Raw genomic sequence first — 14,457 nt, forward strand, 5'->3', positions numbered from 1 at the left:
GTTACGGATCGTCTAGCCCCACGGACAGAGCAGATCAGGATCCGCATGAATATCATCGTCACCGGCGCGGCAGGTTTCATCGGCAGCGAAGTTGCGCTTCGCCTGCTGCGCGAAGGCCATTCGGTCACGGGTGTCGATTCCTTCACGGCCTATTATGACGTGAAGCTCAAGGAAGACCGCGCCGCGCGCCTCGCCGCCTATCCGAACTTCCGCCTCGCCCGCGCCGGGGTCGAGGATGCCGAAACGATGGACCGCGTGTTCACACGCGTGAAGCCGGATATCGTCCTGCACTTCGCGGCGCAGGCCGGCGTGCGCTACAGTCTCGAGCATCCGCGCGACTATATCAGCGCCAACATTGTCGGCTCGTTCAACATCATCGACCTGTCGCGCCAGCACAAGGTGCGCCACCTCATCCTGGCCTCGACAAGCTCCGCCTACGGAGCAAACCAGAAATTCCCCTTCGAGGAGCGCGACTCCGCGCCCTATCCGCTGACCATCTACGCGGCCACCAAACTCTCCGCCGAGCTGATCGCGCACAGCCACGCGCACCTCTACGGCGTACCGACAACGGCCCTGCGCTTCTTCAGCGTCTACGGCCCATGGGGCCGCCCGGACATGGCCTTCTACCTGTTCACCGACAAGATATTCAAAGGCCAGCCCATTGATGTGTTCAACAAGGGCGACCTGTTGCGCGACTTCACCTATATCGACGATCTCGTGGAGTCCATCCGCAGGCTGATGGATTGCCCACCGGTTCAGGGCGGACACATCATCCGCGGCGACTCTCTCTCGCCGGTCGCGCCTTACCGGCTCGTCAATATCGGCAATGCCAGCCCCGTGCGCCTGATGGATTATATCGAGGCCATCGAAACCGCCATCGGCAGGAAAGCCGTCAAGAACATGCTCGGTATGCAACCCGGCGATGTGAAGCAGACCTATGCGGACGTGCGCCTGTTGAAGGCCTTGACCGGATATACGCCGGACACGGACTATCGCACTGGCATTGCAAAATTTGTCGACTGGTTCCGCGACTATTACAAGCCGGCCTGAAGGCCCACCGAAGTCGCCAGCTGACGGAAATCTTCCGGCAGGGGCGACTCCAGAACGAGCCTCTTGCCTTCCGGGTGCGGCAGGTCCAGCCGCGCCGCATGCAGCATCAGGCGCGGCGCCGTCGCCTGCCCCTCGCCATACAGCGCATCACCTAGGATGGGGCAGCCCAGCGACATCAGGTGTACGCGGATCTGGTGCATTCGGCCGGTCTCGGGTGCGAGTTCCATCAGCGCAAACGCGCCGTTGCGCGCCCGCACGCGCCAGCCCGTGCGCGCCGCCTGCGCGCCCTTGCGGTCCGGTTTCGCCACGATCATCCGCGCCTTGCCGCTCTCCTCCACCTTCGCGAGTGGCGCATCGATAACGCCCTCGTCCGCGTCCGGCAAACGCCCCTTAACCAGCGCCAGATATGTCTTCTGCACATCGCGCCCGGCAAACGCTTCGGAGAGTTTCGCCGCCACCGGCTGCGTCTTTGCCGCGACGATGACGCCGGACGTACCCTGGTCCAGTCGGTGCACAAGGCGCGGCCGCTTGCCATTCGATTTCGCAAATGCTGCCATCAGATCATCCAGCGAGCGGGCAATCCCGCTCCCCGCCTGCACAGCGAGGCCAGAGGGCTTGTTGAACGCGATCAGCGAATTGTCCTCATGCAGAACGAGCCCGCGCACGAAAGCGAGGTCTGCCGGTGGCAAGGAAGGAACCGGCCGGTTTCGGGTCATCAGGATTTCTTTGCCTTTGCGCGCAGTTCAGCCAGCCGCTTCAGTTTCTCCGCGATCGGCCCCTCCCGGCCCTCGCCTTTCGGATCGTAGAAGACCGGGCGTTTCATGCTTTCCGGGAAATAGTTCTGACCGGAGAAGCCTTCCTCCGTATCGTGATCATACTGGTAACCCGAGCCGTAGCCCTGATCTTTCATCATCGAGGTCGGAGCATTCAGGATATGTTTCGGCGGCATCAGGCTACCGGTCTCGGCGGCCGCCCGGCGAGCCGCCTTGTAGGCTACATAGGCTGCATTCGATTTCGGCGCGGTGGCGAGGTGGATCACGCAATGCGCCAGTGCCAGCTCGCCCTCTGGCGAACCCAGCCGCTCATAGGTGCGCGCCGCTTCTCCCGCCACCATCAGCGCGGTCGGGTCGGCGAGGCCGATATCCTCGCTCGCCATACGGATCAGGCGCCGGGCAAGGAAGAGTGGGTCCTCGCCGCCTTCCAGCATCCGCGCAAACCAGTAGAGCGCCGCATCGGGGTCTGATCCGCGCACGGACTTATGCAGCGCGGAGATGAGATTGTAATGCTCCTCGCGGTCCTTGTCATAGGCCACCGCCCGGCGGGCGAGGCCCTTGGTCAGGTCCTCCGGAGAAAGCAGCCCCGGCTCGCCCATCATGGCGAAAGCCTGCTCGGCAAGGTTCAAGAGGTAGCGCCCATCCCCGTCCGCCATCTGGATCACCAGCGCGCGCGCCTCTTTCGTTACCGGCAGGCGGCGCTGCTCCAGATTCTCCGCCCGTTGCAGGAGCAGCTCCAGCGCCGCCTCATCCAGCCGCTTCAGCACCAGCACCTGGCAGCGCGAGAGAAGCGCGCCGTTCAATTCAAAGCTCGGATTCTCCGTCGTCGCCCCGATCAGCGTCACCACGCCACTTTCCACAAAGGGCAGGAACCCGTCCTGCTGGGCGCGGTTGAAGCGGTGGATCTCGTCAACGAACAGCAGCGTCCCCTTGCCGATCTTCCGGCGCGACTCCGCCCTCTCGAACGCCGCACGAAGTTCCTTCACGCCGGAGAAGATCGCGCTTATCGCCTCGAACTCCAGCCCCGTCCCTTCCGCCAGCAGGCGCGCAATCGTCGTCTTCCCCGTTCCCGGAGGTCCCCAGAGGATGATGGACGACAGCCGCTTCGCCGCGAGCATCCGCGTCAGCGCCCCTTCCGCCCCGATCAGGTGATCCTGCCCGACCACCTCAGCCAGAACCTTCGGCCGCAGCCGGTCAGCCAGCGGTCTTGGGGCGCCATCGGAGAGGCCAGCGGAATCGAAAAGGTCGCTCATCAGGGCTTTCTAGGCGAGCGCGGGCGTTGTGGTAAGCTGCGAAAAAAGTGGGAGGAAACTGGATGAAACTGGAAATTACGCCCTCGGGGCAGGCCTGCGGCGCGAGCGTCCGCGGCGTGGATCTCTCGAAACCGCTGTCAAAGGACGCCGCCGCTGCCATCCGCGCCGCCTGGCTGCAGCATCAGGTGCTCGCCTTTCCGGACCAGAAACTGACCGATGACCAGCTGGAAGCCTTCACCCTCGCCTTCGGCCCATTCGGGCATGATCCCTTCATCGCGCCTATTCCCGGCCATCCGCATATCATCGCGGTGAAGCGCAAGGCCGACGAAACCTCGCCGATCTTTGCAGAAAGCTGGCATTCCGACTGGAGTTTCCAGGCGAGGCCGCCTCAGGGCACCTGCCTCTATGGCATCACCATACCGCCCACCGGCGGCGACACCTTGTTCGTGAACCAGTACCTCGCCCTCGAGAAGATGCCTGCCGAGTTGCGCCAGCGCATAGTCGGGAAACGAGCCATCCACTCCGCCAAGAACGCCTACGCCCCCACCGGTTTCTATGGCACGGGCGACAAGGGCCGATCTATGGACATCCGTCCCTCCGAAGATGCACAGGCGACGCAAACCCATCCGATCATCGACAAACACCCCGAAACCGGCCGCGAATGCCTGTTCGGAACAGCGGGATACATCATCGGTATAGAGGGGATGGAGCAGCAGGAAGGTTGGGACCTCGTTTCCGAAATCTATCGCTGGCAGACCCGGCCCGAATTCCAGTACCGGCACAAATGGCAGAAGGACATGCTGCTGATGTGGGACAACCGCTGCACCCTGCACATGGCCACCGGCGGTTATGCCGGACATGACCGCCTGCTGCACCGCACCACAATTGGCGCCGCATAAAGCGTTCCGCACACACGCAGATCGGGTTATGTTTTCCCCGCGAGGCCGCGAGAGTTGGCCCGGGAGGAAAATCGATGGCTGACACCTGGCACGGCGCAAGCGCCGGCATCCCTGACCCTTGGTCGCTGCCGCTGGAGACGTTCGACGTTTCGAAAGCGGAGCTGTTCGAACAGGACCTGCACTGGGAATATTTCCGCAGGCTGAGGAAAGAGGCGCCCGTGCATTACTGCCCGGACAGCCTTGTGGGGCCCTACTGGTCGATCACCAAGTATAACGACATCGTCGCCGTGGATACGAACCACAAGGTGTTCTCCTCACAGCCGAGCATCGGCATCGGCGACCCCAGCGACGGCATCACGCCGCCGATGTTCATCGCGATGGACCCGCCGATCCACGACATCCAGCGCAAGGCCGCGCAGCCGGCGGTTGCCCCTGCACAGCTGGCTGAACTGGAAGCTCTGATCCGAAAGCGCGTCATCAATATCCTCGAAAGCCTGTCGATTGGTGAGCGGTTCAACTGGGTCGACAAGGTGTCGATCGAACTGACGACACAGATGCTGGCGACGCTGTTCGATTTCCCCTTCGAGGACCGGCACAAGCTGCCCTTCTGGTCGGATGTTGCCACCACCACGGACGCGGCCGGGATTGTCGGCGCCGATATGGAGTGGCGGATGAAGCATCTTACCGAGTGCGTGGAATATTTCTCCCGCCTCTGGATGGAGCGCGCTGCGGCGCCGCCGCGGATGGATTTCATCTCGCTGCTCGCCCACAATCCGGACACGGCGAACATGGTGCATAACCCGATGGAGCTGATGGGCAACCTGATGCTGCTGATCGTCGGCGGCAATGACACGACCCGCAATTCGATCTCCGGCGGCGTGTATTTCCTGAACCAGTTCCCGGCCGAGTATGCCAAGCTGAAAGCCGATCCGACCCTGATCCCCAACATGGTTTCGGAAATCATCCGCTATCAGACACCGCTGCCGCATATGCGGCGCAAGGCGCTGGAGGATATCGAGTTTGGCGGCAAGCTGATCCGCAAGGGCGACAAGGTGGTGATGTGGTATGTCTCCGGCAACCGGGATGAAGAGGTGATCGAGCGCGCCGACGAGTTCCTGATCGACCGCCCGAATGCGCGCCGGCACATTTCCTTCGGGTTTGGCATTCACCGCTGCATGGGCAATCGTGTAGCAGAGATGCAGCTGCGCATCCTTTGGGAAGAGATCCTCAAGCGCTTTGACCAGATCGAAGTCGTCGGCCCGCCGAAACGGGTGCATTCGAATTTCGTGCGCGGATATGAGGAACTGCCGGTGATCGTGCACGCGCGCTGACGCGGCGATTATTCAAGCACTTTCAAGGCATCGACCAGTTCGACGTCGACCATCATGTCGAGATAGGCATCAAACCACGGCTTGTGAGCTGAGCCGACGATAACAAGCACGCGGCCGCCGGGAGCGTGTTCCATGGCTTCGCGGATATGTGCGATCTGGCGGAGGTTGCGGGCTTCCCAGGACATGACGCGTTTGCGCCCGGCGAGGTTCTGGCTGGGGCGGTCGATCATCACCGTCCATTGCAGTTCGACATCGGCCACGCCGGCCTCAGGGCTGTTGAGATAGCGATAGGTTTCAAGGGTTTCTTCGGGTGTCGTCAGGCGCTCACCGGCCTTGATGAGGGGCGCGTTTGCGGGGTCTTCGAGGATGGACTGCAGGTCAATGTCCTCCATCAGCAGATCAAAATCCGCCCACGCATCCGCCATCATATCGTCCGCATGATGGTCGTCAGTCGGGTACACCCGCTCCAGTCCGAGACGCACGGCGAGGCGCGAGCCGATCTGATGACTCTCGTTTTTTCTAGTTTCGTATTGATTCAGGAAGGCCACGAGGTCCGCCGAGATTCCGTTTCCGGCCACGCGCTCCTCCTCCGGCAGACGCCACCATTGGACGAGGGCAGAGTGCGGGTCGCCTGAGGCGGTGAACAGCGCCGCGAGGCGGCGGCGGTCGGCAGCCGCCGGCGTTTGCAGCCAGTCACGCAATGTGCGGCGGACTTCGGCTTCGGCCTCTGGAAGGGTGAGCTTCAGTTCGGCTTCGGCCATCGCTGCGCCGCGCAGGAAGCGGGCGCCGTAATAGTTGACGGACTCGGGATAGATTTCTTCGTAGGCTTGGAGGCCGTGGACGCTTTCGCCAGAGAGGTTCTCGATGGCGATAAGGTCCGGCTTGAAGGCGGCGAGACGGTCAAGCAGCGGTTCAAGCACAGCGGCATCGAAGTCCTCCGGCGTGCCGGACAGGTGCATCGTGCCGAGCACGAGCACTTCGGTCGGCTTGCCGTGCACGCGCGGCTTGAGATCGCGCGGATCGAAGACGGCGGCGGGGCCGGCATAGGCGGCATCGATCTGCAGGGGCGCAGCGGCGCTGTCCTTCGGCGGTGAGGCGCAGGCGGCGATGAGGATCGCGGCGGCGGCGAGTGTGGATGTGATGCGCATGTCGGCTCCTCCCGTGGTTCAGATGGGAGATGCCGCGGGTCGCGCGTTTGGATGCAGTGGGCGCTCAGAAATCTGGAGGCCGCCCAGCATGAAAGCCCGGACAGGGCGAACCCTTCCGGTTTTGAGAGGTCTGTAGCAAGCGGAGACGAGCCAGTCCGCAGTGCTGTTGGTAGTGAGACAAAAGCAGTCGCGACCTGCCCGTCTCCGCTTGCCGGGGCTGGGGCCCCCGCCCGCCACGCGCATACGCTGCACGGGCGACAGAAGCCCACATTACCACAGCCGCGCAGGTGTAGCGTTCAGGGAGCGAAAAACGGGGTGATGTGTTGCGGGAGTCGGGACGGAGGTGTTGCGTACACGGTGCCATCACCTCCCACCGCCTGCGGCGGCGGGAGGCAAGCGCATGCCCGATGACTGGTATCAGGTCCGCACGGTGCCCTTGATCGTGCGGCCGTTGCGTTCGAGTTCGATTTCCCAGTTACGGCCGCCCTTGGCGATGACGCCTTCGAGATCCTTCACCGAGCGGGTCGATTTTCCGTTCACGGAGCGGATGATGTCGCCCGGCTGGAAATAATTGCGCGAGACCGTGCCGCGCGTGACCGAGTGGACGTAGATGCCCGACCCCTTGGAGAAGGGGTCAAGGCCGTTTTCCTCGGCGAGGCGGGGCGAGAGTTCGATGACGCGCGCGCCGTTGAAGATGGAGGCATCCGACAGGAGCACGAGGTCGGCTTCGGTGGCGCCGGGCGGTGGCTCGACGGTGACGTCGAGCGTCTGGGCAATGCCGCTGCGGAGCAGGGAGATCTTCGCGACCTCACCGGGATTGCGGATGGCGGCGAGGAATTTGAGGCCCTTCTCGTCGAAGACTTCGCGGTCGTCGATGGCGGTGATCAGGTCGCCGCGGCGTAGGCCCGCCTGCGCGGCAGGGCCATCGGGATAGACTTCCGTGACGATCACGCCGACCGGGCGGGCAAGGCCCTGCGAGCGGGCGATGTCGAAGCTGACCGACTGGGCGGCGAGGCCGAGCCAGGGGCGCACGAAGGTGCCGCCGTTCACGGCCGCGTCGACGACGCGCTTCACCATCTCGGACGGAATGGCAAAGCCGATGCCAACCGAGCCGCCGGTGCGCGAGTAGATGGCGGTGTTGACGCCGACGAGTTCGCCGCGCGTGTTGACGAGCGCGCCACCGGAATTGCCGGGGTTCACGGCTGCATCGGTCTGCAGGAAGAAGGAGTAGTCGGTGATGCCGACATCGGTGCGCGCGGTGGCGGAGATGATGCCGTTAGTGACCGTCTGGCCGACGCCGAACGGGTTGCCGATGGCGAGGACGAGATCGCCCACCTGCACGGCGCGGGTATCCGCAAAAGCGAGGGTCGGCAGGCGTTCCCCCTCGGGATTGATGCGGAGCACGGCGAGATCGGTGCGTTCGTCCGCGAGCATCAGCTCTGCCGTAAACTCCCGCCGGTCGCTGAGCACGACGCGGAACGTGTCGGCGCCCTGGATGACGTGGTTGTTGGTGACGATGATGCCGTCCGAGCCGACGATGACGCCGGAGCCGAGCGAGTTCTGCACACGGCCCTGCGCGGGGACGCCGAACATCATCTGCTCGAGCGTCATGCCGCGGGCGGCGACCTTCTTCTCGGTGTAGACGTTGACGACCGCCGGGGAGGCGGCGCGCACGAGCGGGGCGAAAGTGAGCGAGATTTCCTGCTGGGAGGCCGGCAGGCGCTCCGTGGCGGTGGTGGCCTCGGCCGGCTCGGGTGCGGCCTGGACGCTGGCGAGTTGGGGCGCGGCCGCCGTTTCGCCCGCAGCCAGCGGGCTCGGCCCGGCCTGCGAGAACATTGGCGCCAGTGCGACCGTGAGCAGCAAAAGCACGGCAGCCCCGAGGAAGGCGAGCAGTTTGGAAACGTGTTTGATCATGTCGCGGGTGTGGGTCATGAGTAAGGCTCTATTGCGGCGCGAAATGTGGCGCAATTGGTGCGGTCATGACATTTCAGATAGGCGACTTTCAGGCGAGCGCTACCCCTCCCGGGCGGCGAGCTTTGCGAGGTTGTCGGCATGTGATTCGCGGCTGATCCTGTAGAAGCTGACGCAGATCAGCATCAGGGTCCAGGCCACCAGAAGCGAAATGCCATAGCCCCAGCCGAGGGACCGGATGGCTTCGGGCGTAGCGCCTTCCGCACCCCCGCCCCGTGACATTCCGGCCACGGCCAGCACAAAAGAGGCGGTCATCACACCGACGCCCTGCGACAGTTTCCGGATGAAGCTGATTCCCGCGAAGAAGATGCCTTCCGACCGGCGGCCGGTCTGCAGTTCGGAATCTTCCACAATGTCGGCGACCATCGAGGCCATCAGCATCTGTGTGACGATGATCAGGGCGAGGTCGAAGATCGTGATGGTGATGATGATGTTGAACAGCGCCTCGCTGCCGTTAGGCGGCAGGAGGCCGAGCAGGCGCAGGAAGACCGGCATCGGGGCGATGGTGAAGGCCAGGACGCCGATGATGATGGCGCCGCGCTTCTTGCCAAGCGTCTTGCCGGCGATCGGGGCAATGATCAGGGCAAGGATGGCGGAGATGTAGACCGCGGCGGTGATGGCCGAAATCTGCTTGTTGTCGAAGCCCCAGAAGATTGTGTTGATGTACTGGTTCAGCGTTGCCGAGATGCCACTGGCGATCAGGCCGCAGAGCGTGGCGAGGAACAGGGCGCGGAAGGACGGGTTCGAGACCGTCTCGAAGATTTCCCGGAATATCTTGCCCAGTGTCAGCTGGCGCGCGGCAGGCGGCGCCTTGAGATGCGGGATGTGATTGTGCGTACCCGCCGCACAGATCAGGACGCAGATGAAGATGCAGACGGCGGCGACTGTGCCGTAAGTGTTCCAGCCTGCGATATTGAAGACGCCGATCGGGATTTCTTCCGTCGGCACCAGCAGGTAGCGGAACAGGAGGATCTGGATGGTCAGCCCGCCGAACCAGCCGAAGAAATAGCGGAAGGACATCAGGGAGGTGCGCGCATCATAATCCTGCGTGAGTTCAGCTGCGAGCGCGGTGCTGGGTACGTCGTAGAAAGTGAAGGAGAGGCGCACGAGGATGGTGGTGACCACCAGCCAGAGGAACAGGTCGTTACCCGAAATGCCGACAGGCGGGTTCCAGGTGAAGTAGTAAGTGATCGCGACCGGGATCAGCGCCGCGTACATGAACGGGTGGCGCCGGCCGAACTTCGTGCGCATGTTGTCGGACCAGTAGCCGACGACCGGATCGGAAATCGCGTCGATGATCAGCGCAAACAGCAGGGCAAGGCCGACAAGGCCCGCATTCACGCCGAGGATGTTGGAATAGAAGAACAGCAGGGCATACTCGAAGCCGTTGTTCTTGATGCCGTCCGCCGCCCCGCCGATGCCGAAGGACAGGCGCGTGAAGAGGCTTGGCTTGGCAGCGGTCGCTGTCGTCATCGAAACATTCCCTGATTGGATATGAGCAGCGCGTCAGAGGCCGAGCACGAGCTTGGCGAGGATGTTGTGCTGGATCTCGTTGGAGCCCGCATAGATCGAAGTCTTGCGGTAATTGAAGTAGCTCGGCGCGGCGGTGAGCGCGTGCACCGGCGTCGGCGAGGTGTCATTCGCCCCTGCCCCCGCCAGCGCGACCGTGTCCTGCACGAAGGGCTGAGAATAGAGGCCGGCCGCTTCGAGGGTGAGTTCGGTGATCGCCTGCTGCGCCTCGGAGCCCCGGCATTTCAGCATCGAGCTTTCCGGGCCGACATTCTGCCCGGCGGAGAGGGCCGAGAGCACGCGGCGCTCGGTCATGTCGAGTGCGTCGATCTGCATTTCCATGAGGGCGAGCTTGCGGGCGAAATCCGGATTGCGGATGACCGGCTCGTTGCCGTCGATCTCCTTGGAGGCGACCTTGCGGGTTTTGCGCAGCATGTGGCGCAGGCCGGGGGCGTAGGCGTTGCCGCGTTCGAACTCGAGCAGGTATTTCGCGTAGGTCCAGCCTTCGTTCTCCTTGCCAATGAGTGCGTCCTTGATCGGCACACGGACGTTCTCGAAGAATACCTGGTTGATTTCATGCTGGCCTTCGGCGGGGCCGTCGAGCGTGGGCAGCGGGCGGACGGTGATGCCGGGCAGCTTCATGGAGAAGACGATGAAGCTGATGCCTTCCTGCGGCTTGCCTTCTTTCGAGGTGCGCACGAGGCAGAAGATCATGTCGGCCCACTGTGCGAGCGTGGTCCAGATTTTCGAGCCGTTGAGGACATAATAGTCGCCGTCGCGCACGGCGCTCATCTGCAGGCCGGCGAGGTCGGAGCCGGCGCTGGGCTCGGAATAGCCCTGGCACCACCAGACTTCGGAAGAGAGGATTTTCGGCAGGTGCTCTTTCTTCTGCGCCTCATTGCCGAAGGCCATGATGACCGGGGCGACCATCGAGACGCCGAAGGGCGCGACATTGGGTGTGCCGGCGCCGGAGAGTTCGGCCTGCAGGATATAGCGCTGCGTATTGGTAAGACCGGGGCCGCCATACTCTTTCGGCCAGTTCGGCGCGATCCAGCCTTTCGAGGCGAGCTTCTTCTGCCAGGCAACCTGGGCGGCCTTGTCGACATAGCCGTTCTTCGACAGCGCCATCTTGGCGCGCAGTTCGTCATCGAAGTTGGCAGCGATCCAGTCGCGCACTTCTGTCTGGAACTTGAGGTCGGCGGGCGAGAGAGAGAGGTCCATGTCCGCCGCTCCGGTTATTCGACGATGTCGTAATAGGCGATCTCGGGCGCGCCGCCGAGGACGGCGCCGAGCTTCGGACCAGCCGCCTTGAAATACTCCGTCTGCCCATGCGCCTTCAGGGCATCGGCGGAGGCGTACTGTTCCATGAAGATGTAATCGGTGCTGGAGCCCTTGGCCTTGTAGAGCTGGTAGGTGAGGCAGCCCGGCTCGTTCGCCTTGACCTTCGCCATCAGGTCTTTTGCCACCTGCTCGAATTCGGCCTGCTTGCCGTCCTGGATTTTCAGTTTCGCGACAACACCGATCATGATTTTCCTCCCGGGAGCTTTTCTCGATTCACAATATGTGGTCCGCGAAGCCCGGCAAGCCCATCCGCGAGGTTAACGCCGGGACGGGGCCGCTCCCGATCTGGAACAGGACTTGCTGACTTGGGGCGAGACCTGGAGTCCGCTAGCAGATGCTCGACATGATTAACGCCGATACCCCCCTCGAATCCGCGCCTCGCGCCGAGGTTGAGCCGGAGATGATCCTCGCGGTCATCCCGACGCTGAACGAAGCGCGCCATATCGAGACATGTATCCGATCCCTGATGACCGGCGCGACGGAGTTGCACCGGGTGCCGCTGACGGTGGCGGACGGTGGCAGCACGGATGATACGGTTAACATCGTTGAGGGGCTGAAGGCGGAGTTTCCGAATCTTCGCGTTCTTCACAACCCGAAGAAGCTGCAGGCGGCGGCTCTGAATCTCGCGGCGGAGGAACATGCTGGCGCTGAAGCGCGCATCCTCGTGCGGTGCGACGCGCACTCCATCTACCCCGAGAACTTCATCCTCGACGTGGCCCGCTCGCTGGCGGTGCAGGGGGCGGCTTCGCTGGTGATACCGATGGATGCGGTGGGCGAGACCTGTTTCGAGAAGGGCAATGCCTGGATCGTCGACACCCCGCTCGGATCCGGCGGCGCGGCGCACCGGGGTGGAAAGGCCTCCGGCTGGGTTGATCACGGCCACCATGCCGGCTTTGACCTTGGTTGGTATCGCCGGATCGGCGGCTATGACGAGAGCTTCTCCCATAATGAAGATGCTGAGTATGACGTGCGCCTCGGCAAGGCAGGCGGGCGCGTGTACCTCGATGCCGGCATCCGCATCCAGTATATTCCGCGCGGCAGCGTCACGCGGCTATGGAAACAGTATGCCGGATACGGCCGCGGGCGGGCGAAGAACGTGCGCAAGCATGGCTCGCGCCTCAAGATCCGCCAGACCGTGCCGATCCTGGCGATGCTGGGCAGCCTGTCCGGCCTGCTCGCCTCGCTGGTGTTCTGGCCGGCGATCCTTCTCCCGTTGGGATATGTTGGCATTCTTTGTGCAGCGTCCGTCCTGGTGGCCCTGAAACACAAGTCAGCCTGCGGCCTGTTCGCAGGACTTGCTGCAGGGACCATGCACATGAGCTGGGCATATGGTTTCCTGAAAGAAACGATTTTGCCTGCGGGTCAGTAAAAACACTGCTCAATTCTTGGTTTTCGGTCGTGAAATGCTTAAGGTAAAAGGCAGCGGGACGCGTAACATGCCCAATCACGGCGAGAGATACTCCAAGTCTGAAGTAGAGCGGCGAAGTTTTTTCGGCCGGACAGCCCAGGCTTTGCGCAGCCGGATCCGGCGTACGTTCGGCTATTCCGACACGGACGTGGAGGTGGCCGATGCCGCCCCGCAATCACCTGCCCCGCGACCGAACCGCGTCATTCGTGCGCCTGAGGGCGTGTGTCTGTACGCGATCGGCGACATTCACGGGCGCCGCGACCTTCTCGAGCGGCTGGTGCAGCTGATCGAGGAAGACGCCGCGACGCTGCCCGAAGGCATCAAACCGCAGATCATCTTCCTCGGAGACTATATCGACCGCGGCCTGCAATCGCGCGATGTGATCAACTTCTTCACCAGCGGCGCTGTCGATCGGTTCGATCCGGTTTACCTGATGGGCAACCATGAAGAGGCGCTGCTGCGCTTCTATCAGGAGGCCACGTTCGGTAGCCAGTGGGCCCGCTATGGCGGGGCTGAAACGCTGTATTCCTATGGCCTCGCCCCGCCGAACCAGAGGGCGAGCCTGAATTCGCATACCGAGATGGCAGCGGCGCGCGATGCATGGATGAAGGTCTGGAACGAGTTCCGCGTCCGCCTGCCGGCGGAGCATCTGGCCTTCTTCCAGTCGCTGAAGCCGTACCATGTCGCGGGCGATTACCTGTTCGTGCATGCCGGCCTGCGACCGGGGGTCGCTCTCGACCGCCAGACGATGCGTGACATGCTGTGGATCCGCGAGGAATTCCTCGATGATCCGCAGGACTTTCCGCAGATGATTGTTCACGGTCACACGCCGATGGATACGGTGCATTACGACCACCGCCGGCTGGGCCTCGACACCGGCGCATTCCTGACAGGGCGCCTGACCGCGGCCCGCCTCAGCGGCACAGATGTTGCTTTCCTCAGCACCTGAGTCATGTATTTACCAGCGCCGCCGACGGGCGCTGATGCAACGATCTCTGGGAGTTATCTGAAGCCATGTCTGCTTTCCGTCCGCTCACCTTCCTCGCTGCCGGGTTCGCGCTCCTGCTCGCCGCCTGCGGCTCCACCGGGGCCACGCAACCCGCCTCGGCCCGAGACGTCGCCCCGGCGGCCATGACCCAGGCTTCGACCGCCTACACGCTCGGATCGAGCGACAAGGTGCGCATCACCGTTTTCGGCCATCAGGATCTCTCGGGTGAATTCGAGGTTGACGGCACCGGATCGATCTCGCTGCCGCTGATCGGACAGATGACCGCGCAGGGCCTGACGACAGCGCAGCTGGAACAGTCAATCGCGACCAGTCTCGCGAGCGGTTACATCCTCAACCCGCGTGTCAGCGCCGAAGTGATCAACTACCGCCCGTTCTACATCCTGGGCGAGGTCGGCAATCCGGGAACTTATCCCTACACGAACGGCCTGACTGTTCAGAACGCGGTGGCTGCCGCCGGCGGTTTCACCTACCGCGCCAACAAACGCATCGTGTATATCAAGAGCATGGATTCCGACCGCGAGGTTGCCTACGAGCTGACACCGATGACTGTGGTGAAGCCGGGCGACACACTGCGGATCGGTGAACGCATCTTCTGATCCGCGACCATCGGATCACAGACTTGTGAGCGCCGCAGCCGGGTCTGCGGTGCTCTTTTTTCAGGCGCCGGGCAGATCCGATTCTCGTTCTGACGGCTGCGACACGGCGTCCCGCGTGCGCAGAATCCCGGGTTTGCACACTCTGCCAGCACCGCAATCACTACGGTGC

Annotated in this window: 13 protein-coding genes; 6 read left to right on the plus strand and 7 right to left on the minus strand. The window is 63.2% G+C overall.

The window, feature by feature from the left end; genetic code table 11:
• Window positions 1–45: 45 nt before the first annotated feature.
• On the plus strand, window positions 46–1,050 hold the full coding sequence (locus tag ACK4TE_RS04325; RefSeq protein WP_409910253.1) for an NAD-dependent epimerase/dehydratase family protein: 1,005 nt from the start codon (window positions 46–48) through the stop codon (window positions 1,048–1,050).
• On the opposite strand, the gene ACK4TE_RS04330 is transcribed toward ACK4TE_RS04325, so the two are convergent.
• Together ACK4TE_RS04330 and ACK4TE_RS04335 are read right to left on the minus strand one after the other, a co-directional pair.
• Window positions 1,035–1,766 (minus strand): RluA family pseudouridine synthase, encoded by a 732-nt coding sequence (locus ACK4TE_RS04330; protein ID WP_409910254.1) that lies wholly within the window; start codon window positions 1,764–1,766, stop codon window positions 1,035–1,037. The genes ACK4TE_RS04325 and ACK4TE_RS04330 overlap by 16 nt on opposite strands.
• Complete coding sequence (locus ACK4TE_RS04335) at window positions 1,766–3,076, minus strand: replication-associated recombination protein A (RefSeq protein WP_409910255.1); 1,311 nt, start codon at window positions 3,074–3,076, stop codon at window positions 1,766–1,768. Before ACK4TE_RS04335 ends, ACK4TE_RS04330 begins: the two co-directional genes overlap by 1 nt.
• 62 nt (window positions 3,077–3,138) lie before the next feature.
• Here ACK4TE_RS04335 and ACK4TE_RS04340 point away from each other — a divergent pair, with 62 nt between their 5' ends.
• Window positions 3,139–3,975, plus strand: a complete 837-nt coding sequence (locus tag ACK4TE_RS04340) for a TauD/TfdA dioxygenase family protein (RefSeq protein WP_409910256.1) — start codon at window positions 3,139–3,141, stop codon at window positions 3,973–3,975.
• A gap of 74 nt (window positions 3,976–4,049) precedes the next feature.
• The gene (locus ACK4TE_RS04345) at window positions 4,050–5,306 is read left to right on the plus strand and encodes a cytochrome P450 (RefSeq protein ID WP_409910257.1); all 1,257 of its coding nucleotides are present in this window, start codon (window positions 4,050–4,052) and stop codon (window positions 5,304–5,306) included.
• An 8-nt stretch (window positions 5,307–5,314) separates the two neighbouring features.
• Here ACK4TE_RS04345 and ACK4TE_RS04350 read toward each other — a convergent pair whose 3' ends face one another.
• The 5 genes from ACK4TE_RS04350 to ACK4TE_RS04370 form a co-directional block, all read right to left on the minus strand.
• Entirely contained in the window at window positions 5,315–6,454 is a 1,140-nt protein-coding gene (locus tag ACK4TE_RS04350; RefSeq protein WP_409910258.1) for a DUF5694 domain-containing protein, read from the minus strand.
• A gap of 417 nt (window positions 6,455–6,871) precedes the next feature.
• Entirely contained in the window at window positions 6,872–8,386 is a 1,515-nt protein-coding gene (locus ACK4TE_RS04355; RefSeq protein ID WP_409910259.1) for a Do family serine endopeptidase, read from the minus strand.
• An 81-nt stretch (window positions 8,387–8,467) separates the two neighbouring features.
• Window positions 8,468–9,898: an MFS transporter gene (locus ACK4TE_RS04360; RefSeq protein WP_409910260.1), complete on the minus strand. Its 1,431-nt coding sequence runs from the start codon at window positions 9,896–9,898 to the stop codon at window positions 8,468–8,470.
• Between the two features lie 33 nt (window positions 9,899–9,931).
• The gene (locus tag ACK4TE_RS04365; RefSeq protein ID WP_409910261.1) at window positions 9,932–11,155 is read right to left on the minus strand and encodes an acyl-CoA dehydrogenase family protein; all 1,224 of its coding nucleotides are present in this window, start codon (window positions 11,153–11,155) and stop codon (window positions 9,932–9,934) included.
• 14 nt (window positions 11,156–11,169) lie between these two features.
• Window positions 11,170–11,460 carry a putative quinol monooxygenase gene (locus tag ACK4TE_RS04370; protein ID WP_409910262.1) on the minus strand — a complete coding sequence of 97 codons (291 nt, stop codon included), beginning with the start codon at window positions 11,458–11,460 and terminating at the stop codon, window positions 11,170–11,172.
• Window positions 11,461–11,609: 149 nt separating this feature from the next.
• On the opposite strand from ACK4TE_RS04370, the gene ACK4TE_RS04375 reads away from it, so the two are divergent.
• From ACK4TE_RS04375 to ACK4TE_RS04385, 3 genes are all read left to right on the plus strand, one after another.
• Window positions 11,610–12,644, plus strand: coding sequence for a glycosyltransferase family 2 protein (locus ACK4TE_RS04375; protein WP_409910263.1), 1,035 nt, complete (start codon window positions 11,610–11,612; stop codon window positions 12,642–12,644).
• Between the two features lie 142 nt (window positions 12,645–12,786).
• Window positions 12,787–13,632, plus strand: a complete 846-nt coding sequence (locus ACK4TE_RS04380) for a metallophosphoesterase family protein (RefSeq protein WP_409910264.1) — start codon at window positions 12,787–12,789, stop codon at window positions 13,630–13,632.
• Window positions 13,633–13,697: 65 nt separating this feature from the next.
• The gene (locus ACK4TE_RS04385; protein ID WP_409910265.1) at window positions 13,698–14,288 is read left to right on the plus strand and encodes a polysaccharide biosynthesis/export family protein; all 591 of its coding nucleotides are present in this window, start codon (window positions 13,698–13,700) and stop codon (window positions 14,286–14,288) included.
• Window positions 14,289–14,457 lie beyond the last annotated feature (169 nt).

The organism is Hyphomonas sp. (assembly GCF_046313975.1).
In the GTDB taxonomy this organism is placed as follows: domain Bacteria; phylum Pseudomonadota; class Alphaproteobacteria; order Caulobacterales; family Hyphomonadaceae; genus Hyphomonas.